The following is a 22,418-nucleotide window of genomic DNA, read 5'->3' as shown; positions in this document are numbered from 1 at the left end:
TTCTATTCAGAACTATTATACGCGACGACGTTTTGGCGGACGGCAACCATTGTGTGGTACTGGAGTCACGTCACGAATTGCTGTGATCTCAAGACCAGCTGCTTGCAGGGAACGGATGGCTGCTTCACGGCCAGCTCCAGGTCCTTTAACAGTTACTTCAAGAGTTTTCATTCCATTATCCATAGCATTTTTAGCTGCGGCTTCAGAAGCCATTTGTGCAGCAAATGGAGTAGATTTACGAGAACCTTTAAAACCAAGAGAACCTGCACTGCTCCAGCCAATAACATTACCTTGAACATCGGTGACAGTAACAATAGTATTGTTGAATGTAGAGCGAATGTGAGCTACACCAGTCTCAATATTCTTTTTCACGCGACGTTTACGACTGCGAGTATTTCCTTTACGTGCCATATGGTTAGTTTACCTCCTTCTGCTTTCGATTACTTACGTTTATTAGCCACTGTACGACGTGGGCCTTTACGAGTACGAGAGTTATTTTTAGTCTTTTGTCCACGAAGCGGAAGTCCGCGACGGTGACGAATACCACGGTAAGAACCAATCTCAATCAAACGTTTGATATTTAGAGAGTTCTCACGACGAAGATCACCTTCGACATTGTGGTTGTCTACTGCTGTACGGATTTTAGTTAGTTCGTCTTCTGTAAGATCACGAACACGAGTGTTTTCTGAAACACCTGCTTCGGCTAAAATCTCAGTAGCTAGTGATTTACCGATACCATAGATATAAGTTAGTGAAATCGCTACGCGTTTATCGCGAGGAATATCTACACCTGCTATACGTGCCATCTGGTACGTGCACCTCCTTCTTAATTAACCTTGTTTTTGTTTATGCTTAGGGTTATCGCAAATGACCATAACTTTACCTTTACGGCGGATAACTTTACAATTTTCGCAAATTGGTTTTACAGAAGGTCTTACCTTCATCGTCAATACCTCCTTTAAGATCGGAGTTTCTTATTTATAACGGTACGTAATCCGTCCTCTAGTTAAATCATAAGGGGAAAGTTCAACCGTCACCTTATCTCCAGGGAGAATTCGAATGAAGTGCATACGAATTTTTCCGGAAACATGAGCCAAAACGGAATGACCATTTTCAAGCTCTACCTTAAACTGTGCGTTAGGTAAGGTCTCAACGACGGTACCTTCTACTTCAATTACATCGTCTTTCGCCATCGAGTTGATCTCCCTTCTTCAAATCAGTCACTGCTTCATTAATATATTTAGATACGGCAAACCGAAGCTTGCCATTTGTGACGCGACCCGTTTCTAGAAGGCTGTTCTGGACTTCCGGAGAAATGAAATCCATTAGCTCAATATGCTGCATATTCTTTTTCTTTGGTCGATCATACTTGCGCTTATCTCCATCGGCAAGCAGCACAAAGCGGCCATCCAGTACATCGATCACAACCGCGTACTGTCCTGCCTCTCGCCCCTGCAGAATACGAACAACTTGACCTATCTGTGGACTCGACTCAGATTCGTTCAAACACGATCACCTTCACTTAGGATTTTGTTAATATTTCGTAACCCTCTTCCGTAATCGCTATGGTGTGTTCAAAATGCGCACACATTTTACCATCTTGTGTGACTACCGTCCAACGATCTGCAAGAGTTTTAACATAGCGGCCCCCTGCATTTACCATTGGTTCTATAGCCAAAACCATTCCGGGTTTTAAACGAGGACCTTTATTCGGCGGACCATAATGAGGAACCTGAGGATCCTCATGAAGCTCCCTGCCTACTCCATGACCCACGTATTCCCGGACGATAGAAAATCCATGAGCTTCTGCATGCTTTTGAATCGCATGAGATATATTTGAAAGGCGTTCACCTGGTTTTGCTTCTGCAAGTCCTTTAAACAATGAAGTTTCAGTGACTTCCAGCAACTCCTGAGTGTTTTCATCAATAGTGCCGACTGGATAAGTCCAAGCCGAGTCACCATGATAGCCTTGGTATTTCGCCCCAATATCAATGCTGATGATATCTCCTTCATTCAGAACCCGGTCTCCCGGAATTCCATGAACCAGTTCTTCATTGACTGATGCACAAATACTTCCACGAAATCCATTATAACCTTTAAAGGATGGGATTGCATCCTTACTGCGTATGAATTGGTCAGCAATTTCATCCAGTTCACCGGTTGTGACCCCTGGTTGAATGTAACGCTTCAATTCCTGGTGCGTCAAGGCAACAATTTTGCCAGCTTCACGCATAATTTCCAATTCCCGTGGAGTCTTAGTGTTAATCATTGAGATAAGTTTCCCAATTTTTGATCAATATCCTGGAACACTTCGTTGATATCTCTATCACCTTTAAAGGAAACGACATACCCTTTTTCACGATAAAAATCTAGAAGCGGCTTCGTTTGTTCTACATTAACTTCTAGACGTTTCTTAACGGTATCCGGCTGATCGTCTTCGCGCTGAATTAACTCCGAGCCATCATGGTCGCATTTCCCTTCCTCTTTAGGAGGATTGAAAATCACATGATACGTTGCTCCGCATGTCGGGCAAACGCGTCGTCCAGTCAGACGCTCGATGAGCTGATCTTTTGGAACATCGATATGAAGAACATAATCTAATGATTCTTCCATATCGTTAAGCAGACTTTCAAGGGCTTCTGCTTGAGCGATCGTTCTTGGAAATCCATCAAGTAGAAAGCCATCCTGGCAATCCGGCTTACTCAGGCGCTCACGTACAATTCCGATGGTTACTGCATCAGGTACTAGATCGCCTTTATCCATAAAAGACTTAGCTTCTTTACCAAGTTCTGTTCCTTCTTTAATAGCTAAACGGAACATATCTCCAGTTGAGATATGAGGGATGTTATATTTTTCGACTATTTTCTCTGCCTGAGTGCCTTTACCAGCACCAGGAAGACCCATCAGAATCAAATTCAACGTGTTCCCCTCGCTCTCATATTTCATTTGTGACTCACTAATTATTTAATAAAACCTTTATAGTGGCGTTTTACAAGCTGGCTTTCTAACTGCTTCATCATTTCCAGGGCAACCCCGATTACGATGAGAAGACTAGTACCTCCGATTTGAACAGATGGCGGCAGCTTTGCCACCGAGCCTAGAATAATCGGAAGAATAGCAACAGCAGCAAGGAATAATGAACCTACAACCGTTAAACGGTACATAACGCGTGTTAAATATTTCTCAGTATTTTTTCCCGGACGAATACCTGGAATATACCCTCCCTGCTTCTGCAGGTTTTCTGCCATTTGTTCTGGATTAACCTGAACAAATGTATAGAAGTAAGTGAAAGCAATAATTAACACTACGTAAATAATCATTCCCGGCCAGTTTTGATAATTAAAGATATATTGAATCACAGAGGCAACTTCATTACCTTCGAAGAATCCAGCGATGGTTCTTGGTGCGATAATGAATGAAATCGCAAAGATTACTGGAATTACCCCCGCAGCGTTAACTTTCAGTGGTAAGTGAGTCGAATGCCCGCCTACTGGTGAACGATTTACTAAACGTTTGGCATATTGGATCGGTATCTTTCTCAGCGCCTGCTGAATGAAGATAACTCCCACAACAACTGCCACAATAACCAGAAGAATTAGAGCAATAATAATTAAGTTAATGAACAGTTGATCCTGAGCTCCAGATATATATTGATCATAAAGCTGGTTAGCTCCTGTCGGAATACGCGAAACAATCCCGCCAAAGATAATAATGGAAATACCATTTCCAACTCCGTGTGAAGTAATTTGCTCACCAAGCCACATCAAGAAAGCTGTTCCACCTGTTAATACTAATGCGATCACTATAAATTTAAACACACCTGGATCAGAAATCAACTGACCGCCAGCTAAAGCGTTAAAACCGATAGACATCCCAATAGCCTGGATAAAGGCAAGAACAATCGTTCCATAGCGGGTAAACTGAGCTAATTTCCGACGGCCAACTTCACCCTGTTTCTTCCACTCAGCAAATTTAGGTACAACGTCCATCTGCAGCAGCTGCATAATAATGGAGGCTGTAATATACGGCATAATGCCCATTGCAAAAATGGAAAAGTTCTTAAGTGCTCCCCCGCCAAACGTGTTTAAAAAGCCAAAAGCATTCTGGGAATCCATGAAGTTAATGGCTTCTCTGTCGGTGAAGGGAACAGGTATGAACGTTCCTAATCGAAAAACAACAAGCATCAACAAAGTGAAAATAAGTTTCCGGCGAATATCACTCACGCGCATAAAATTGGAGATTGTCCGGAACATTAAATCACCTCAGTTTGACCGCCCGCTGCTTCAATCGCTTCTTTGGCTGAAGCAGAGAACTTATGAGCTTTCACAGTAAGTTTCTTCTCGATTGAGCCTTTTCCTAGAACTTTAATGCCAGCTTTTTGATTGCTGACTACGCCAGTTTCTAGTAGAAGGTCAGGGGTAACCTCTGCGCCCTCTTCAAAGCGGTTAAGAGCATCAAGATTAATGATCGCGAATTCCTTACGATGAATATTCGTAAAGCCGCGCTTCGGCAGGCGTTGGAATAGCGGCATTTGGCCACCTTCGAAACCTGGACGAGTTTTACTACCAGAACGCTGGCCTTGACCTTTATGGCCGCGACCGGAAGTTTTACCGTTACCAGATGCCATTCCACGACCTACACGATTACGTTCTTTACGAGAACCTTCTGCAGCTTTTAATTCATGCAGTTTCATGTGAGCACCTCCTTATTTCTTTCGTTAATTATACTTCTTTAATCGATACAAGGTGAGATACCTTATGAGCCATACCTCGGATCGCTGGGTTATCTTCAATTACGACAGATTGACGAATCTTGTTCAGACCTAGCGCTTTAACAGTTGAACGCTGATCTTGTGGTCTGCCAATAACACTGCGCGTGAGGGTAATTTCTAACTTCTTAGCCATTGTTTTTCCCTCCTTATCCTACAGTTCTTCTACGGACTTCCCACGAAGTTTTGCAACGTCTTCTGCACGTTTAAGCTCGCCAAGACCAGTTAGTGTCGCACGCACCATGTTAATTGGTGTGTTAGAACCAAGTGACTTAGATAGGATGTCTTGAACACCTGCAAGCTCGAGTACCGCACGGACAGGTCCGCCAGCGATAACTCCGGTACCTTCGGCTGCTGGTTTCATAAGAATGCTGCCTGCACCGAAACGTCCTGTAATTTCGTGAGGAATAGTCGTATCTTTGATTGGTACTGTGATTAGATTTTTCTTAGCATCATCAATAGCTTTCTTGATCGCCTCTGGTACCTCTTGGGCTTTCCCTGTACCAAAGCCGACATGACCATTTTTATCTCCAACAACAACCAATGCAGCAAAGCGGAAACGACGTCCACCTTTTACTACTTTTGCAACACGATTGATCGTAACTACGCGTTCTTCAAGATCTAGTTTACTAGGGTCAATGTTTGTTTGCATGTATGTCCCTCCTTTAACTTAACGATTAAAATTCAAGGCCGGCTTCGCGCGCGGCATCTGCTAAAGCTTTTACACGTCCATGATACAAGTAACCGCCACGGTCGAACACAACGACTTTAAATCCGTTGTCGATGGCACGTTTAGCGACTAATTCACCGACTTTTTTAGCAGCATCTTTATTTCCTGTATTATCTAAATCAAAACCATTGTCAACAGTTGAAGCGCTAGCTACTGTTACCTGGCTTTCATCATTAATTAACTGAGCATAAATGTGTTTGTTAGAACGATATACGTTTAAACGCGGACGCTCTGCTGTACCAAATACATTAGTACGAACGCGGGCGTGACGTTTTTTACGTACGATATTTTTATCAGCCTTCGTGATCATCAGGGTCACTCCTTTCTATTCATTCCATCAGAACTTATTTAGCTGTTTTACCTTCTTTTCTGCGTACACGTTCGTTTTCGTAACGAATTCCTTTACCTTTATAAGGTTCTGGAGGACGAATAGCACGAATCTTAGCTGCAACAGCTCCAACTAGTTCTTTATCAATACCTTTGATAGTTAATTTCGTGTTAGACGGCACTTCAATTTCAATACCATCACGATGTTCAACTTCTACAGGGTGAGAGTAACCAGCGTTGATAACTACTTTTTCTCCCTGCTTTTGAGCGCGGTAACCTACACCAATGATTTCAAGGCTTTTTTCGAAGCCTTTGGAAACACCTTCAACCATGCTACCGATCAGGCTGCGTGTAGTACCGTGAAGAGCGCGATGTTCTTTATGATCACTTGGACGCTCAACAGAAAGAACGTTATCTTCAATCTTCACAGTCATGTCCGGGTGGAACGTACGAGTAAGTTCCCCTTTAGGACCTTTGACTGTAATTGTATTATTATCCTGCTTGATTTCAACACCTTCAGGAATTTCTAATGTTTTTAAGCCTACGCGAGACATATTGGGCACCTCCTGTCTTATCTGTTTTTATTACCAGACATAAGCTAGAACTTCGCCGCCAATGGCTTGTTCACGTGCTTCTTTATCTGTTAGTACACCTTTTGAAGTGGATACAACTGCAACACCAAGACCATTTAGAACTTTAGGAAGTTCTTCGGCTTTAGCATATACACGTAATCCTGGTTTACTGATACGTTTCACACCAGAGATTACACGCTCGTTGTTTTGTCCGTATTTAAGGAAAATACGTAGTACACCTTGTTTGCTGTCTTCTACGAATTCATAATCACGTACAAAACCTTCACGTTTAAGAATATCAGCGATTTCTTTTTTTACGTTGGAAGCTGGAAGTTCAAGCTTCTCGTGACGCACCATATTAGCGTTACGAATACGCGTCAGCATATCAGCAATTGGATCTGTCATTGTCATAACTCATTTACCTCCTTCCCTGTCTCGGGTTCTACCAGCTGGCTTTTTTGACACCAGGGATTTGTCCTTTATATGCAAGTTCACGGAAACAAATACGGCAAAGTCTGAATTTACGTAGTACGGAGTGAGGACGTCCGCAACGTTCACAGCGTGTATATTCTTGTACTTGAAACTTTTGCTTGCGCTGTTGTTTCGCGATCATTGATTTTTTAGCCACAATTTTCCCTCCTTATGGTTAGCTCATTACTTCTGAAACGGCATACCGAATTGAGCTAATAGTTCACGGGCTTCTTCGTCAGTGTCTGCAGTTGTAACAATAACGATATCCATGCCACGTACTTTATTTACTTTGTCATAGTTAATTTCTGGGAAAATCAATTGTTCTTTTACACCTAGTGTGTAGTTGCCACGTCCGTCAAAAGCCTTCTTAGAGATCCCACGGAAGTCACGCACACGTGGTAGGGATACCGCGACTAGCTTTTGGAAGAATTCATACATACGCTCGCCGCGAAGAGTTACTTTCGCACCGATTGGCATACCTTCACGCAGACGGAATCCTGCAATTGATTTTTTAGCTTTAGTGATTACTGGTTTCTGACCGGCAATCGCAGTAAGCTCTTCTACTGCTGTATCCAATGCTTTTGCATTTTGTACAGCATCGCCAACACCCATGTTAATAACGATTTTATCAATCTTTGGTGCTTGCATAATAGAATCATATTCAAATTTATTCATTAGGGATGGAACTACTTCTTCTTTATATTGTTTCTTGAGTTCGTTCATCGTGTGGCCCTCCTTTCGTAACTGGATTATTTATCTAATGCTTCACCAGATTTTTTCGCGATACGAACTTTCTTGCCGTCTTCAACTTTGTAACCAACACGGGTTGGTTCGCCAGATTTAGGATCAATCGGCATTACGTTAGAGACGTGGATTGATGCTTCCTGAGTAAGAATACCGCCCTGAGGGTTTTCTTGAGATGGTTTAGCATGTTTCTTCACTTCATTTACACCTTCTACAAGAACACGCTCTTTCTTTGGGTAAGCTTCAAGGATTGTTCCTTGTTTGCCTTTATCCTTACCGGAAATAACCATTACTTTGTCACCTTTTTTTACGTGCATTGCTTCGCGCACCTCCTTATTGACAAGGCATATCATTAAATCATTATAGTACTTCTGGAGCTAGAGATACGATCTTCATGAATTTAGCATCACGAAGTTCACGAGCTACCGGTCCAAAGATACGAGTTCCGCGAGGCCCTTTATCATCACGAACGATTACTGCTGCGTTCTCATCGAAACGAATGTAGGAACCATCTTTACGGCGAACTCCGCTCTTAGTGCGTACAATAACAGCTTTAACTACTTCACCTTTTTTAACAACGCCCCCTGGTGTTGCTTGTTTCACAGTTGCGGTGATTACATCACCGATATTAGCAGTCTTACGGCCAGATCCTCCCAAAACTTTAATCGTTTGGATTTCACGGGCTCCTGAGTTGTCTGCAACTTTTAAACGAGACTCCTGTTGAATCATACTACTGTACCTCCCTTCGGAATAAATCCGAGCGAACTTGAATTAGATAATAACAGACTCTTCTACAACTTCTAACAGACGGAAACGTTTAGTCGCTGAAAGCGGACGAGTTTCCATAATGCTAACTACATCACCAATTTTGGCCTGATTATTTTCATCGTGAGTCTTGAATTTTTTAGAATACTTTACGCGCTTGCCGTAAAGTTTGTGGAATTTATAAGTTTCTACTAATACTGTAATGGTTTTATCCATTTTGTCAGATACAACACGACCAGTATAAACTTTACGATTATTACGTTCACTCATGTGAGGGTAACCTCCTCTCATCTATTAATTATTTACGCCTAGTTCACGTTCACGAGCAACAGTTTTCATGCGTGCGATAGACTTGCGAACCTCGCGAATGCGCGCGGTATTCTCAAGTTGACCTGTTGCCAGCTGGAAACGCAGGTTAAAAAGTTCTTCTTTTAAAGACTTAACTTTTTGTTCAATTTCGGCAGTGGTTAATTCACGGATTTCATTAGCCTTCATTGATTTCACCACCAATTTCTTCACGTTTTACAAATTTAGTACGGATCGGCAGTTTGTGTGAAGCAAGACGCAGCGCTTCGCGTGCCACTTCTTCAGGAACACCTGCGATCTCAAACATAATTTTTCCTGGTTTTACGACTGCTACAAAGCCTTCAGGAGAACCTTTACCGGAACCCATACGTACTTCTAGGGGCTTAGCAGTATAAGGTTTGTCTGGGAAGATTTTAATCCAGACTTTACCGCCACGTTTCATGTAACGAGTCATCGCGATACGCGCTGCCTCGATTTGACGGGCTGTAATCCATGCTGGATCAATAGCTTGCAAGCCATATTCACCAAATGATACGGATGTACCGCCTTTAGCACGACCTTTTAGGCTGGTACGGTGTTGACGACGATATTTAACACGTTTAGGCATTAACATAATGCTTTTCCCCCTTCCTTACTTTTTATTTTTAGTTGGAAGGACTTCTCCACGATAGATCCACACTTTAACACCAAGTTTACCGTAAGTAGTGTCTGCTTCTGCAGTTCCGTAGTCGATGTCTGCACGAAGTGTGTGTAGTGGTACTGTTCCTTCACTGTAATATTCAGCACGAGCGATATCGGCACCGCCAAGACGTCCTGATACTTGCGTACGAATACCTTTTGCTCCTCCGCGCATTGCACGTTGGATCGTTTGTTTCTGAGCACGACGGAAAGATACACGGTTTTCCAATTGACGTGCGATATTGTCAGCTACAAGAGTAGCGTTTAAGTCAGGTTTCTTCACTTCAACGATGTTGATGTGAACTCGTTTACCAGTCAGTTCATTAAGAGCTTTTCGAAGTGCTTCAACTTCAGAACCGCCCTTACCGATAACCATTCCTGGTTTAGCCGTGTGAACAGTAATATTAACACGGTTAGCTGCGCGTTCGATTTCGATCGTAGATACGGCAGCATCTTTTAGACGTTTTTCAACATATTCACGAATTTGAATGTCTTCATGCAACAAGTCAGCGTAGTCTTTACCAGCGTACCACTTGGACTCCCAGTCACGGATAACGCCAATACGAAGACCTACCGGATTAATTTTTTGACCCACTGATTATCCCTCCTTTTTTTCTGATACAACCACAGTGATGTGGCTGGTGCGTTTATTAATTTGGCTTGCACGTCCCATAGCACGAGGGCGGAAACGTTTAAGAGTTACACCTTCGTTTACAAACGCCTCGGAAACATACAAATTGTCAGTATCCATTTCATAATTGTGTTCTGCATTTGCGATCGCTGATTTGAGAACTTTCTCAATAATCGGGGATGCGCCACGTTGTTTCAAACGTAACGTTGCGATAGCTTCACCTACGTTTTTGCCTCGAATTAAATCAATAACTAAACGAGCTTTACGAGGAGCAATGCGAACGGTATTAGCAACTGCTTTAGCTTGCATTAGAGTGCCTCCTCTCTATTTAGCGTTTTGTTTTCTTGTCATCGCCAGAGTGTCCTCTGAACGTACGAGTTGGCGCGAATTCACCAAGTTTATGACCGACCATGTCTTCTGTAACGTAGACAGGGACGTGTTTGCGTCCATCATATACGGCAATTGTGTGGCCAACGAAGTTTGGGAAGATTGTAGAACGACGTGACCATGTCTTGATCACCTGATGCTTACTATCTTCATTCAATTTCTCTACCTTGCTCATCAAATGATCATCTACAAAAGGTCCCTTTTTTAGGCTGCGACCCATAGATAAACCTCCCTTCGCGATTGAAAGACGGGTTTTTTTGCCCGCCGGTCAATCCCGTTTATTTTTTACCTCTTCTGCGAACGATATATTTATCAGACGGTTTGTTACGCTGTCTTGTTTTGTATCCAAGAGTTGGTTTACCCCATGGAGATACCGGAGAAGGTCGACCGATTGGCGCACGTCCTTCACCACCACCGTGAGGGTGATCACTAGGGTTCATAACGGAACCACGAACTGTTGGACGCTTACCTTGCCAGCGAGAGCGGCCTGCTTTACCTACACTGATCAGTTCATGCTGCAGGTTACCTACTTGACCGATCGTTGCACGGCAAGTGCTTAGTACAAGACGAACTTCACCAGAAGTCAGACGTACTAGAGTGTATTTTTCTTCACGACCAAGGATTTGAGCTGAAGCACCCGCGGAACGAGCAAGCTGTCCGCCGCGTCCTGGTTTAAGTTCTACGTTGTGTACGATTGTACCAACTGGAATATCTTTTAGCTGAAGAGCGTTACCTGGTTTGATATCCGCGCCTTCACCAGAGATAATTTGTGTGTTTACCTTAACACCTTTTGGAGCTAAGATATAACGTTTTTCACCATCAACATAGTTGATTAGTGCAATATTAGCGGAACGGTTCGGATCGTATTCGATCGTAGCAACGCGTCCTGGTATGCCATCTTTATCGCGCTTAAAGTCGATAATACGGTATTGACGCTTGTGTCCTCCGCCTTGATGACGAACTGTCAGCCTACCCTGGTTATTCCGGCCACCGCGTTTGTGCAGTGGAGATAAAAGGGAGCGTTCAGGTTTGTCAGTAGTGATTTCACTAAAATCAGATACTGTCATGTGTCGACGACCGTTTGTAATTGGTCGAAACTTTTTAATCGCCATCTTTTTTCCCTCCTTCACGAATTGAGTTTATAATTTATACTTCAAAGAATTCTAGTTCTTCACTGTCTTCAGTTAAAGTAACAACAGCTTTCTTACGATCAGAACGGTATCCGCCGTAGCGGCCCATACGCTTGAATTTACCTTTAAGGTTCATAGTGTTGATAGAAGCAACACGAACACCAAAGATTTCTTCAACTGCATGTTTAATTTCAGTTTTGTTAGCTTTTGGGCTAACTTCAAACGTATATTTCTTTTCTCCCATAAGATCAGCAGACTGTTCAGTAATGACAGGGCGCTTTACGATATCACGTGGTTCTTTCATTATGAGAGCACCTCCCCTGCTTTTTCAGCTGCTTCCTTCGTTAGGATCAGCTTGTCATGCGTTAGTAAATCTAACACACTAACTTCTTCTACAGAAAGTGATTTAACTGTAGGAAGATTGTTAGAAGAAAGAGTTACATTTTCGTCTTTCTCTGCAGTAACAATCAGAGCTTTTTCGTTTACGTCCAATGCTTTAAGCATATTTACAACTTCTTTGGTTTTTGGAGCATCAAAAGAGATACTGTCAAGAACAACGAGGTTGTCTTCTTTTACTTTTGAAGAGTATGCAGATTGAAGAGCTAAACGACGCATTTTTCTAGGCATAGTATAGCTGTAGCTGCGTGGTGTTGGACCGAACACAGTACCACCGCCGACCCATTGAGGTGCACGGATTGTACCTTGTCGAGCACGGCCAGTACCTTTCTGGCGCCATGGTTTACGTCCACCGCCGCGAACTTCAGCACGGTTTTTTACTTTGTGTGTGCCTTGACGCAAAGATGCGCGCTGCATTAACACAGTTTCATGTAATACGTGAGTATTAGGTTCGATACCAAAAACGGTGTCATTCAGTTCGATGTCTCCAACGTTAGAACCGCTTTGGTTTAATAGTGCTACTTTAGGCATGACATATCCTCCCTTCAGTTAATTATTTGCTTGCCTTTACTGCACTTGTGATTTTCACATAAGATTTTTTCGGGCCAGGTACATTACCTTTGATTAGAAGTAAGTTACGCTCAGCGTCCACTCTTACTACTTCAAGGTTTTGAAGAGTAACTTTTTCATTACCCATTTGTCCAGGCAGGTTTTTGCCTTTAAATACGTGCATTGGATCGATTGGACCCATAGCACCTGGACGACGGTGATAACGGGAACCGTGGCTCATTGGTCCGCGGGATTGATTGTGACGCTTGATCGAACCTGCGAATCCTTTACCTTTTGAAGTTCCTGTTACATCAATTACATCACCAGCTTCGAAAATATCCACCTTAACCTCTTGACCAAGTTCATAGTCATCAAGGTTTGTATTACGGAATTCACGAATGTAGCGCTTAGGTGTTGTATTAGCTTTATCAGCGTGACCTTGGTCAGCCTTTTTTAAACGATTGGACTTCTGATCTGCGAAACCAAGTTGCAACGCTTCATAGCCATCGACTTCTGTTGTTTTCATTTGAAGAACAACGTTTGGCTCTGCTTGTACAACAGTTACTGGGATCAACTCTCCATCTTCTGAGAAGATTTGAGTCATACCGACCTTACGTCCTAAGATTCCTTTCGTCATCCGTTACACCTCCTAATATAATTCAATATAATTTATAGTTTAATTTCGATATCCACACCAGATGGTAGATCCAAACGCATTAATGAATCAACGGTCTGTGGTGTTGGATTAACAATGTCGATAAGACGTTTGTGCGTACGCATTTCGAACTGCTCACGAGCATCTTTATACTTGTGAGTTGCACGAAGTACTGTGTAAATTGACTTTTCAGTTGGAAGCGGGATTGGACCAGATACATTAGCACCGGAACGCTTCGCTGTGTCTACGATTTTCTCAGCAGATTGATCAAGTACACGGTGATCATACGCCTTTAAACGAATACGAATTTTCTCTTTTGCCATTATTTTCCCTCCTTCTTCGCCCATTTTTAAAATAGACTTTCTCCGCGAAAATTCACTTGACTCACTAGCCATGGCAAAGGGGCCGGGTGTGTCAACAACCTTTCGCTTCATCGCCTTTTATGACCAACATTATTCATTATATAGAAGAATGCCGATCAATGCAAGGTGTAATTCATATTTTTTTAAATATGAACACCTCAAAGAATTATACTAGCTATTCAGATGAATTTCAAGTATAACTTTGAATCTTCGCACATGCTCTTATCCCAACAAAAAAGCCCGCTGATCCAGCTGACTTCCGTGAACTCTATATGGAATAATTACGACTGTTTTCTATTAAAACAAACTTTAAAGTCAGTTGCAACCAAAGCCTATATTTAGCTTGAATTACAATAAAAAAGAGGCAGCACTTAAGCTGCCTCTTTTAATTATTCAGCTGATCCTGAAATTATTTAGTAATTTCGGAAACTACGCCAGAACCTACTGTACGTCCACCTTCACGAATAGAGAAACGAGTTCCGTCTTCGATCGCGATTGGAGAAATAAGTTCAACAGTCATTTCAACGTTATCTCCAGGCATAACCATTTCTACGCCTTCTGGAAGTTGAATAACGCCAGTTACGTCCGTAGTACGGAAGTAGAACTGTGGACGGTAGTTAGAGAAGAATGGAGTATGACGTCCACCTTCGTCTTTAGATAGTACATAAACTTCAGATTTGAAGTTTGTGTGCGGAGTGATAGAACCAGGCTTAGCTAGTACTTGTCCACGTCCGATATCTTCACGGTTAACCCCACGAAGAAGTGCACCAATGTTGTCGCCAGCTTCAGCATAGTCAAGAAGCTTACGGAACATTTCCACACCAGTGATTGTTGTTTTGCGCGCTTCTGGTGCAAGACCGATGATTTCAACTTCGTCACCGACTTTAACTTGACCACGTTCAACACGGCCTGTTGCTACAGTACCACGGCCAGTGATTGAGAATACGTCCTCAACTGGCATCATGAATGGTTTGTCAGTGTCACGGTCTGGAGTTGGGATGTGCTCATCCACTGCATCCATAAGATCAAAGATTCTTTGTTCATACTCGGAATCACCTTCAAGAGCTTTAAGAGCAGAACCACTGATAACTGGTACGTTGTCGCCATCGAAATCATATTCAGATAATAGATCGCGAACTTCCATTTCTACTAGTTCAAGAAGTTCTTCGTCGTCTACCATATCAGTTTTGTTCAAGAACACAACGATAGCTGGTACACCAACGTTTTTAGAAAGAAGGATGTGCTCACGAGTTTGCGGCATTGGACCGTCAGCTGCAGATACAACTAGGATCGCGCCGTCCATTTGAGCAGCACCAGTGATCATGTTTTTAACATAGTCAGCGTGACCTGGGCAGTCAACGTGTGCATAGTGGCGTTTTTCTGTTTCGTACTCAACGTGTGCTGTTGAGATTGTGATACCACGTTCACGTTCTTCAGGAGCACCATCGATCATGTCGTACGCCATAGCCGTACCGGATCCGGAACGCTTATGAAGTACTGTAGTAATTGCAGCAGTTAATGTAGTTTTACCATGGTCAACGTGTCCAATAGTACCGATGTTAACGTGGGACTTGGACCGGTCAAATTTTTCTTTACCCATTAGTATATTTCCTCCTTTAATTAAATAACAAAGTTTATGATTGATTTTTTATTTGAAGCCTAGGAGACAGTTCACTGCACTCCTAAGCTTACAATACAAGTTATACTTTAACTCGTCAAAAAAATCAATTATTCACCAGAATTTTTCTTGATGATTTCCTCAGAAATACTCTTAGGTACTTCTTCGTAGTGATCAAAATGCATAGTGTAAGTTCCGCGTCCTTGTGTATTGGAACGCAACGCTGTTGCATAGCCAAACATTTCAGATAGTGGAACAAACGCTTTAACAACCTGCGCAGTACCACGAGTTTCCATACCTTCAACACGTCCGCGACGGGAAGTTACATCACCCATGATATCACCCATATATTCTTCAGGAATGACTACTTCAACTTTCATCATTGGTTCTAGAAGAACAGGTTTACATTTGTTTTTAGCTTCTTTCAGTGCCATTGATGCAGCAACTTTAAAGGCCATTTCGTTAGAGTCGACATCGTGATAAGAACCATCATAAAGAGTGGCCTTAATGTCTACCATAGGATATCCAGCTAATACGCCGTTCTCCAAGGATTCTTTAATACCAGCCTCTACGGATGGGATGTACTCACGAGGTACAACACCACCGACGATTTTGTTTACGAATTCAAAGCCGGCACCTTCTTCGTTTGGTTCAAAAGTTACCCAAACGTGACCGAATTGTCCACGTCCGCCAGACTGGCGTACGAATTTACCTTCAACGTTAGCACTTCCACGGAAGGTTTCACGATAAGCAACTTGCGGAGCTCCGATGTTAGCTTCCACTTTAAACTCACGGCGAAGGCGGTCAACAATGATGTCCAGGTGAAGCTCACCCATACCAGCAATGATGGTTTGACCAGTTTCAACGTTTGTTTCAGTTTGGAATGTTGGATCTTCTTCAGCAAGTTTACCTAAAGCGATGGACATTTTATCCTGGTCAGCTTTTGATTTTGGTTCAATAGCTACAGAGATAACTGGTTCCGGGAATTCCATAGATTCAAGAATAACGAGACTCTTTTCATCACATAGAGTATCACCAGTACCTGTATCTTTAAGTCCTACTGCACCCGCAATGTCACCAGCATAGACAGTAGAGATTTCTTCACGAGAATTCGCATGCATTTGCAGGATACGTCCTACACGCTCACGCTTATCTTTCGTGGAGTTCTTTACGTAAGAACCGGCATTTAAAGTACCAGAGTAAACTCGGAAGAAAGTTAGTTTACCAACGTAAGGGTCGGTAGCAACTTTAAAGGCCAAAGCAGAGAATGGCTCTTTATCGTCAGCTTTACGAACAACTTCTTCTTCTGTTTGCGGTACATGTCCTTCAATTGGAGGAACATCTAATGGAGATGGAAGGTAATCAATTACCCCATCAATTAATAGCTGTACCCCTTTGTTTTTGAAAGCTGAACCACAGAACACTGGATAGAAATCAACGGTTAGAGTTGCTGCACGGATAGCCGTTTTCAGCTGTTCATTTGTGATTTCTTCTCCTTCAAGGTACTGCATCATCAAGTCTTCATCAAGCTCCGCTACGGACTCAACAAGCTTCGCACGGTACTCTTCGGCTTGATCTTTGTATTCATCAGGAATAGGGCGTGCTTCAGCACGAGTTCCTAAGTCATCCATGTAGAAGAATGCTTCCATTGTTACCAAGTCAATGATTCCTTCGAATTCATCTTCTGCACCAATAGGAAGCTGAACTGCTGCAGCATTTGCTCCAAGGCGGTCTTTCAGGGTACCTAAGGAATAAATGAAATCTGCACCAATTTTGTCCATTTTGTTAACGAACACAATACGTGGAACACCGTAAGTGGTTGCCTGACGCCATACTGTTTCAGTTTGTGGTTCTACACCAGACTGAGCATCAAGTACAGCTACAGAGCCATCAAGTACACGAAGGGAACGTTCAACCTCAACTGTGAAGTCTACGTGACCAGGCGTGTCGATGATGTTAATACGATGACCTTTCCACTGAGCAGTAGTGGCAGCGGAAGTAATGGTAATTCCGCGTTCCTGTTCCTGCTCCATCCAGTCCATTTGGGAAGCCCCTTCGTGAGTTTCACCAATTTTGTGGATACGTCCTGTGTAGAAAAGAATACGCTCTGTAGCAGTGGTCTTACCGGCATCAATGTGAGCCATAATACCAATGTTACGAGTCTTTTCTAAGGAGAACTCTCTAGGCATGAATCTTTCTCCTTCCTGATAGTAAATTTATTTTTTGCTGGTGATTACCAACGATAGTGAGCGAATGCTTTGTTAGCTTCCGCCATTTTGTGCATATCTTCACGACGCTTAACTGCAGCACCGGTATTGTTTCCTGCATCTAGAATTTCGTTAGCTAGGCGTTCTTCCATTGTTTTCTCTCCGCGAAGACGCGCATAGTTAACAATGAAACGCAAACCTAGAGCTTGACGACGCTCAGGACGTACCTCAACTGGTACTTGGTAGTTAGAACCACCGACACGGCGAGCGCGTACTTCTAGTACGGGCATTACATTTTTCATTGCTTGTTCAAAAGTTTCCATAGCGTCGTTTCCGCCGCGCTCTTGAACTAGTTCAAAAGCTTTATATAGAATCTTCTGAGCTTTACCGCGCTGACCATCAACCATAATTTGGTTAATCAAGCGAGTAACAAGCTTTGAATTGTACATTGGATCTGGTAACACATCACGTTTAGCTACTGGACCTTTACGTGGCATATGTTCCCCTCCCTTCTTGATTAATTGATTTATTAAGCGATATTAAATATCGATTATTGTTTAGGCTTTTTAGTACCGTATTTAGAACGGCCTTGTCTACGTCCATCTACGCTTGCAGTATCAAGTGCACCACGAACGATGTGATAACGCACACCAGGTAAGTCCTTAACACGTCCGCCACGGATAAGAACAACACTGTGCTCTTGAAGGTTGTGGCCGATACCAGGAATGTAGGCGTTAACCTCAAGCTGGTTAGTCAAACGAACACGTGCATACTTACGTAGTGCAGAGTTCGGTTTCTTCGGTGTCATTGTACCAACACGTGTACAAACCCCGCGTTTCTGCGGTGAAGACTGATCAGTCATACGCTTTTTATAGCTGTTAAAGCCTTTGTTCAAAGCTGGAGAGTCAGACTTTCTAGTTTTGTTCACGCGTCCTTTACGTACTAATTGATTAATAGTAGGCATTTTGGAAATCCTCCCTTCCTATTGCATTTTTTAATACCACACATCCAGGTGGTTCATAAAAAGGCAAAAAACAAAGCTTTCGCGCCAAGCGCCAAAACTTTATTGCTTTATCGCCACTGTTGCAGCTCCTACATCTATACCACAAGCATTTCCCAAATCCTTCATTGATGCGACTCTTGTATGCGGGATATTGAGCTGCTTGGCTAGCCGGGCTACTTTCTCTGTCATAGACTGATCAGCATCTTCAGCCGTAATGACTTCATTCACTTCGCCATTCTTCATAGCTTTAAGTGTTTGTTTAGTCCCAATGACTATTTCCTCTTTAGCCTTCGCCACTTTTTCATAAGACATCTGCATATCCTCCAAAGCAACTAGGATAAATGGAAGCACCTTGATTATATTATCACTACGTAAAATCCATGTCAACTGAATTTCAAATAGTTTTCAAGATGCTCCCTGAATTTTACCCTAAAATTACCTTTAACTATTTACTTAAGGCTGGGTGACTTCTTCCACTGGTGCAGTCACTTGGTCTTTATTATCGGATTGAGCTTGAATCTTGCGGTAGCGGGTCATTCCAGTACCGGCAGGAACAAGCTTACCAATAATAACATTTTCTTTAAGCCCTAGTAATTCATCGCGCTTACCTTTGATCGCTGCATCAGTCAGGACACGAGTTGTTTCCTGGAAGGATGCTGCAGACAAGAAGCTGTCGGTTTCAAGCGAAGCTTTTGTAATACCAAGGATGACAGGACGTCCGACTGCTGGCTGTCCGCCTTCCATAAGTGCTTTTTGGTTGGCGTCTTTAAATTGATGGATCTCAAGCAGAGAACCTGGAAGTACATCAGTGTCTCCGGAATCAAGTACACGGATTTTACGAAGCATTTGGCGGACCATTACTTCTACGTGCTTGTCAGAAATTTCAACACCTTGCATACGATATACTTTCTGTACTTCTTTAAGAAGGTATTCCTGAACACCGTCCAGTCCTTGAACTGTCAGCAATTCTTTTGGATCAATGGAACCTTCAGTTAGTGGTTCACCCGCTTTGACTTCATCCCCAACGGAGACTTTCATACGAGAACCGTAAGGCGCTGTATAAGAACGTGTCTCTACTGTGCCTTGAACAACAATTTCTTGTTTTTCTTTTACTTCATTGATTTCTCGTACAGTACCTTCAATTTCAGTAATGACAGCTTGACCTTTCGGGTTACGAGCCTCTACGATTTCCTGGATACGAGGAAGACCTTGCGTGATATCGTCTCCAGCTACACCGCCCGTGTGGAAGGTACGCATAGTAAGCTGTGTACCTGGCTCACCAATGGATTGTGCTGCAATGATTCCCACAGCTTCTCCCACTTCGACTTCATCTCCCGTTGCAAGGTTTCGGCCATAACATTTCTTACAAACACCGTGTTTCGTGTTACATGTGAAAGCTGAGCGAATCACAACTTGCTTGATACCGGAATCTACGATTTGCTTAGCGGCATCCTCGAAGATCACTTCGTTTCTTGTCGCAAGTATTTCGCCAGTTTCAGGGTGCTTAATTGTTTGGAAAGCCGTACGGCCAATCAGACGGTCGATTAATGGCTCAATCGTTTCGGTACCTTCCGTAAGCGAACTTACAGGAAGACCGCGATCTGTTCCACAATCATCCTCACGCACAATAACATCCTGAGCTACGTCAACAAGACGACGTGTCAAGTAACCGGAATCGGCCGTTTTCAGTGCGGTATCGGCAAGACCTTTACGTGCACCGTGAGTGGAAATAAAGTACTCAAGTACTGTCAGACCTTCACGGAAGCTTGATTTGATCGGCAGCTCAATAATTCGGCCGGCCGGGTTGGCCATGAGTCCACGCATACCTGCAAGCTGAGTGAAGTTAGACGCGTTACCACGTGCTCCTGAATCACTCATCATAAAGATAGGGTTACGAGGGTTCAATGACTGCATAAGAAGATTTTGAATCGTATCTTTAGCACCTGACCAAATTTCGATAACACGATCATATCGTTCTTCTTCCGTGATTAAACCACGGCGGAACTGTTTTAATACTTTATCTACTTTTCCTTGAGCTTCTACTAAGATTTCCTGCTTCTCTGGAAGTACCACAACGTCAGATACACCAACTGTGATACCTGCTTTCGTAGAGTAAGCAAACCCTAAGTCCTTCATACGGTCTAGCATTTTAGAGGTTTCACTGATAGAGAAGCGTTTAAACACTTCAGCAATGATATCTCCTAATATGCCTTTCTTAAATGGAGAAACTTCATCGCGCTTAGAAATTTCCTCGCGAATATTAGTACCCTTCTCCACGAAGTACATAGGAGGTGTTTTCACTTCTAAATTCTCCTGCGTCGGCTCATTAATATAAGGGAATGAGCTTGGCAGCATTTCATTGAAGATCAATTTACCCACGGAAGTTAACAACAGCTGGTTATTCTGTTCTTCTGTAAAGGTATCGTTGTTAAGCGAACTTGCTTGCACTGCCACACGAGTGTGCAGATGAACATAGCCGTTCTGATAAGCCATTATAGCTTCATTCAAATCTTTAAATGACATTCCTTCTCCAATTGCTCCCGGACGTTCCAGGGTTAGATAATAGTTACCTAGTACCATATCCTGAGAAGGAGTAACAACTGGTTTGCCATCTTTAGGGTTCAGAATGTTTTGTGCCGCAAGCATTAAAATACGAGCTTCTGCCTGAGCTTCAGAAGATAATGGAACGTGAACGGCCATTTGGTCTCCGTCAAAGTCAGCGTTGTAAGCTGTACATACCAGCGGGTGCAGACGAATCGCACGACCTTCAACAAGCGTCGGTTCGAATGCCTGAATACCTAAACGGTGCAATGTAGGTGCACGGTTTAATAGAACCGGATGCTCCTTGATTACATCTTCGAGTACATCCCAGACTTCCGGGTGCACACGTTCGATTTTCCGTTTAGCAGATTTAATATTATGCGCTAATCCACGGGATACAAGTTCTTTCATAACAAATGGCTTGAATAGCTCGAGTGCCATTTCTTTCGGAAGTCCGCACTGATACATTTTCAATGATGGACCTACGACAATTACAGAACGCCCTGAATAGTCAACACGTTTACCTAATAAGTTTTGACGGAAACGTCCTTGTTTCCCTTTCAGCATATGAGAAAGAGATTTAAGCGGACGATTTCCTGGTCCCGTTACAGGACGGCCGCGGCGGCCATTATCAATAAGAGCGTCAACAGCTTCTTGGAGCATACGCTTCTCATTTTGAACAATGATCGTAGGAGCTCCAAGGTCTAACAACCTCTTCAAACGATTGTTACGGTTAATGACACGGCGGTACAGATCGTTTAAGTCTGATGTTGCAAAACGCCCTCCATCCAATTGAACCATTGGACGAAGTTCCGGCGGGATGACCGGCAGTACATCAAGAATCATCCATGATGGGTCATTTCCTGAATTACGGAAAGACTCTAACACTTCCAGACGTTTGATAGCACGCGTACGGCGCTGCCCTTGGGCAACTTTCAATTCTTCTTTAAGCGTCTCCACTTCTCCATCAAGATCGATGTCAAAAAGAAGCTTACGAATAGCTTCCGCACCCATTGCCGCCTGAAAACCTTGACCAAACTTTTCACGATAGGCACGGTACTCTTTTTCTGAAAGCAGCTGTTTCCGTTCTAACGCTGTTTCACCAGGATCAGTTACGATATACGCCGCAAAATAAATCACTTCCTCCAAAGCACGCGGGGACATGTCAAGAACAAGTCCCATACGGCTTGGAATGCCTTTGAAGTACCAGATGTGAGAAACCGGGGCAGCTAATTCCAGGTGCCCCATACGCTCACGACGGACTTTTGCTTTCGTTACTTCAACCCCGCAGCGGTCACAAACGACACCCTTGTAACGGACACGTTTGTATTTACCACAATGACATTCCCAGTCTTTCTGCGGGCCGAAGATTCTTTCACAGAACAAGCCGTCTTTCTCTGGCTTTAAAGTACGATAGTTGATCGTTTCTGGCTTTTTAACCTCACCATAAGACCAAGAACGAATTTTATCAGGTGAAGCCAAGCCTATTTTCATATATTCAAAATTATTTACATCTAGCAAGGGGCCTACCTCCCTTTTAGTATCCAAGTTTCACCCTAAGCTTAGAACAAAGATCTG

At 43.0% G+C, this 22,418-nt stretch carries 34 protein-coding genes and 1 pseudogene; all 35 read right to left on the bottom strand.

Annotated features, from left to right (window positions below):
* Positions 1–15: 15 nt before the first annotated feature.
* Positions 16–411: a 30S ribosomal protein S11 gene (gene rpsK / locus Q7A53_RS20405; RefSeq protein WP_411791057.1), complete on the bottom strand. Its 396-nt coding sequence runs from the start codon at positions 409–411 to the stop codon at positions 16–18.
* 29 nt (positions 412–440) lie between these two features.
* A complete protein-coding gene (gene rpsM, locus Q7A53_RS20400) occupies positions 441–806 on the bottom strand; it encodes a 30S ribosomal protein S13 (RefSeq protein WP_411791056.1) in 366 nt (121 codons plus the stop codon).
* A gap of 24 nt (positions 807–830) precedes the next feature.
* Positions 831–944: a 50S ribosomal protein L36 gene (rpmJ, locus tag Q7A53_RS20395; RefSeq protein WP_244710684.1), complete on the bottom strand. Its 114-nt coding sequence runs from the start codon at positions 942–944 to the stop codon at positions 831–833.
* 30 nt (positions 945–974) lie between these two features.
* Positions 975–1,193 (bottom strand): translation initiation factor IF-1, encoded by a 219-nt coding sequence (gene infA, locus Q7A53_RS20390; RefSeq protein ID WP_411791055.1) that lies wholly within the window; start codon positions 1,191–1,193, stop codon positions 975–977.
* Positions 1,171–1,506 (bottom strand): KOW motif-containing protein, encoded by a 336-nt coding sequence (locus Q7A53_RS20385; protein WP_411791054.1) that lies wholly within the window; start codon positions 1,504–1,506, stop codon positions 1,171–1,173. The genes infA and Q7A53_RS20385 overlap by 23 nt, the downstream gene beginning before the upstream one ends.
* Before the next feature lie 16 nt (positions 1,507–1,522).
* Positions 1,523–2,269, bottom strand: a complete 747-nt coding sequence (gene map / locus Q7A53_RS20380; RefSeq protein WP_411791053.1) for a type I methionyl aminopeptidase — start codon at positions 2,267–2,269, stop codon at positions 1,523–1,525.
* Positions 2,266–2,919: an adenylate kinase gene (locus Q7A53_RS20375; protein WP_411791052.1), complete on the bottom strand. Its 654-nt coding sequence runs from the start codon at positions 2,917–2,919 to the stop codon at positions 2,266–2,268. Before Q7A53_RS20375 ends, map begins: the two co-directional genes overlap by 4 nt.
* A gap of 41 nt (positions 2,920–2,960) precedes the next feature.
* A complete protein-coding gene (secY, locus tag Q7A53_RS20370; RefSeq protein ID WP_411791051.1) occupies positions 2,961–4,253 on the bottom strand; it encodes a preprotein translocase subunit SecY in 1,293 nt (430 codons plus the stop codon).
* On the bottom strand, positions 4,253–4,693 hold the full coding sequence (gene rplO, locus Q7A53_RS20365; RefSeq protein ID WP_411791050.1) for a 50S ribosomal protein L15: 441 nt from the start codon (positions 4,691–4,693) through the stop codon (positions 4,253–4,255). Before rplO ends, secY begins: the two co-directional genes overlap by 1 nt.
* Positions 4,694–4,721: 28 nt before the next feature.
* Positions 4,722–4,904, bottom strand: a complete 183-nt coding sequence (gene rpmD, locus Q7A53_RS20360; RefSeq protein WP_411791049.1) for a 50S ribosomal protein L30 — start codon at positions 4,902–4,904, stop codon at positions 4,722–4,724.
* 18 nt (positions 4,905–4,922) lie between these two features.
* The gene (rpsE, locus tag Q7A53_RS20355; RefSeq protein WP_411791048.1) at positions 4,923–5,420 is read right to left on the bottom strand and encodes a 30S ribosomal protein S5; all 498 of its coding nucleotides are present in this window, start codon (positions 5,418–5,420) and stop codon (positions 4,923–4,925) included.
* 25 nt (positions 5,421–5,445) lie between these two features.
* Positions 5,446–5,808, bottom strand: a complete 363-nt coding sequence (rplR, locus tag Q7A53_RS20350) for a 50S ribosomal protein L18 (protein WP_411791047.1) — start codon at positions 5,806–5,808, stop codon at positions 5,446–5,448.
* A 34-nt stretch (positions 5,809–5,842) separates the two neighbouring features.
* Complete coding sequence (gene rplF, locus Q7A53_RS20345; RefSeq protein ID WP_411791046.1) at positions 5,843–6,379, bottom strand: 50S ribosomal protein L6; 537 nt, start codon at positions 6,377–6,379, stop codon at positions 5,843–5,845.
* 30 nt (positions 6,380–6,409) lie between these two features.
* Positions 6,410–6,808, bottom strand: coding sequence for a 30S ribosomal protein S8 (gene rpsH / locus Q7A53_RS20340; protein ID WP_411791045.1), 399 nt, complete (start codon positions 6,806–6,808; stop codon positions 6,410–6,412).
* A 31-nt stretch (positions 6,809–6,839) separates the two neighbouring features.
* On the bottom strand, positions 6,840–7,025 hold the full coding sequence (locus tag Q7A53_RS20335) for a type Z 30S ribosomal protein S14 (RefSeq protein WP_411791044.1): 186 nt from the start codon (positions 7,023–7,025) through the stop codon (positions 6,840–6,842).
* A gap of 26 nt (positions 7,026–7,051) precedes the next feature.
* Complete coding sequence (gene rplE, locus Q7A53_RS20330; protein WP_411791043.1) at positions 7,052–7,591, bottom strand: 50S ribosomal protein L5; 540 nt, start codon at positions 7,589–7,591, stop codon at positions 7,052–7,054.
* 26 nt (positions 7,592–7,617) lie between these two features.
* Positions 7,618–7,929, bottom strand: a complete 312-nt coding sequence (gene rplX / locus Q7A53_RS20325; protein ID WP_411791042.1) for a 50S ribosomal protein L24 — start codon at positions 7,927–7,929, stop codon at positions 7,618–7,620.
* Between the two features lie 43 nt (positions 7,930–7,972).
* Positions 7,973–8,341, bottom strand: a complete 369-nt coding sequence (rplN, locus tag Q7A53_RS20320; protein WP_411791041.1) for a 50S ribosomal protein L14 — start codon at positions 8,339–8,341, stop codon at positions 7,973–7,975.
* 42 nt (positions 8,342–8,383) lie between these two features.
* Entirely contained in the window at positions 8,384–8,647 is a 264-nt protein-coding gene (gene rpsQ, locus Q7A53_RS20315) for a 30S ribosomal protein S17 (protein ID WP_411791040.1), read from the bottom strand.
* A gap of 24 nt (positions 8,648–8,671) precedes the next feature.
* Positions 8,672–8,872 carry a 50S ribosomal protein L29 gene (gene rpmC / locus Q7A53_RS20310; RefSeq protein ID WP_008636054.1) on the bottom strand — a complete coding sequence of 67 codons (201 nt, stop codon included), beginning with the start codon at positions 8,870–8,872 and terminating at the stop codon, positions 8,672–8,674.
* On the bottom strand, positions 8,862–9,296 hold the full coding sequence (gene rplP, locus Q7A53_RS20305; protein WP_411791039.1) for a 50S ribosomal protein L16: 435 nt from the start codon (positions 9,294–9,296) through the stop codon (positions 8,862–8,864). The genes rpmC and rplP overlap by 11 nt, the downstream gene beginning before the upstream one ends.
* Positions 9,290–9,956: pseudogene (gene rpsC / locus Q7A53_RS20300) on the bottom strand (30S ribosomal protein S3). The gene rplP and the pseudogene rpsC overlap by 7 nt, the downstream one beginning before the upstream one ends.
* 3 nt (positions 9,957–9,959) lie before the next feature.
* Positions 9,960–10,301, bottom strand: coding sequence for a 50S ribosomal protein L22 (gene rplV / locus Q7A53_RS20295; protein ID WP_411791038.1), 342 nt, complete (start codon positions 10,299–10,301; stop codon positions 9,960–9,962).
* Between the two features lie 19 nt (positions 10,302–10,320).
* A complete protein-coding gene (gene rpsS / locus Q7A53_RS20290; protein WP_411791037.1) occupies positions 10,321–10,599 on the bottom strand; it encodes a 30S ribosomal protein S19 in 279 nt (92 codons plus the stop codon).
* Between the two features lie 58 nt (positions 10,600–10,657).
* Positions 10,658–11,491, bottom strand: coding sequence for a 50S ribosomal protein L2 (rplB, locus tag Q7A53_RS20285; RefSeq protein WP_411791036.1), 834 nt, complete (start codon positions 11,489–11,491; stop codon positions 10,658–10,660).
* 34 nt (positions 11,492–11,525) lie between these two features.
* Entirely contained in the window at positions 11,526–11,813 is a 288-nt protein-coding gene (rplW, locus tag Q7A53_RS20280) for a 50S ribosomal protein L23 (RefSeq protein WP_411791035.1), read from the bottom strand.
* Entirely contained in the window at positions 11,813–12,436 is a 624-nt protein-coding gene (gene rplD / locus Q7A53_RS20275; protein WP_411791034.1) for a 50S ribosomal protein L4, read from the bottom strand. Before rplD ends, rplW begins: the two co-directional genes overlap by 1 nt.
* A 22-nt stretch (positions 12,437–12,458) precedes the next feature.
* Complete coding sequence (gene rplC / locus Q7A53_RS20270; RefSeq protein WP_411791033.1) at positions 12,459–13,091, bottom strand: 50S ribosomal protein L3; 633 nt, start codon at positions 13,089–13,091, stop codon at positions 12,459–12,461.
* Positions 13,092–13,123: 32 nt separating this feature from the next.
* Positions 13,124–13,432 (bottom strand): 30S ribosomal protein S10, encoded by a 309-nt coding sequence (gene rpsJ, locus Q7A53_RS20265; RefSeq protein WP_079525128.1) that lies wholly within the window; start codon positions 13,430–13,432, stop codon positions 13,124–13,126.
* A 448-nt stretch (positions 13,433–13,880) separates the two neighbouring features.
* Positions 13,881–15,071 carry an elongation factor Tu gene (gene tuf / locus Q7A53_RS20260; RefSeq protein WP_411791032.1) on the bottom strand — a complete coding sequence of 397 codons (1,191 nt, stop codon included), beginning with the start codon at positions 15,069–15,071 and terminating at the stop codon, positions 13,881–13,883.
* Between the two features lie 128 nt (positions 15,072–15,199).
* Positions 15,200–17,278, bottom strand: a complete 2,079-nt coding sequence (fusA, locus tag Q7A53_RS20255) for an elongation factor G (RefSeq protein ID WP_411791031.1) — start codon at positions 17,276–17,278, stop codon at positions 15,200–15,202.
* A 44-nt stretch (positions 17,279–17,322) separates the two neighbouring features.
* Positions 17,323–17,793, bottom strand: a complete 471-nt coding sequence (rpsG, locus tag Q7A53_RS20250) for a 30S ribosomal protein S7 (RefSeq protein WP_411791030.1) — start codon at positions 17,791–17,793, stop codon at positions 17,323–17,325.
* 53 nt (positions 17,794–17,846) lie between these two features.
* Positions 17,847–18,260: a 30S ribosomal protein S12 gene (gene rpsL, locus Q7A53_RS20245; protein WP_411791029.1), complete on the bottom strand. Its 414-nt coding sequence runs from the start codon at positions 18,258–18,260 to the stop codon at positions 17,847–17,849.
* Between the two features lie 99 nt (positions 18,261–18,359).
* On the bottom strand, positions 18,360–18,611 hold the full coding sequence (locus Q7A53_RS20240; RefSeq protein ID WP_411791028.1) for a 50S ribosomal protein L7ae-like protein: 252 nt from the start codon (positions 18,609–18,611) through the stop codon (positions 18,360–18,362).
* A 141-nt stretch (positions 18,612–18,752) separates the two neighbouring features.
* Complete coding sequence (rpoC, locus tag Q7A53_RS20235) at positions 18,753–22,361, bottom strand: DNA-directed RNA polymerase subunit beta' (RefSeq protein WP_411791027.1); 3,609 nt, start codon at positions 22,359–22,361, stop codon at positions 18,753–18,755.
* Positions 22,362–22,418: the final 57 nt, after the last annotated feature.

It is taken from the genome of Halobacillus rhizosphaerae (assembly GCF_046719735.1).
GTDB lineage: Bacteria > Bacillota > Bacilli > Bacillales > Halobacillaceae > Halobacillus_B > Halobacillus_B rhizosphaerae.
This window is presented reverse-complemented; position numbering and strand designations above follow the sequence as displayed.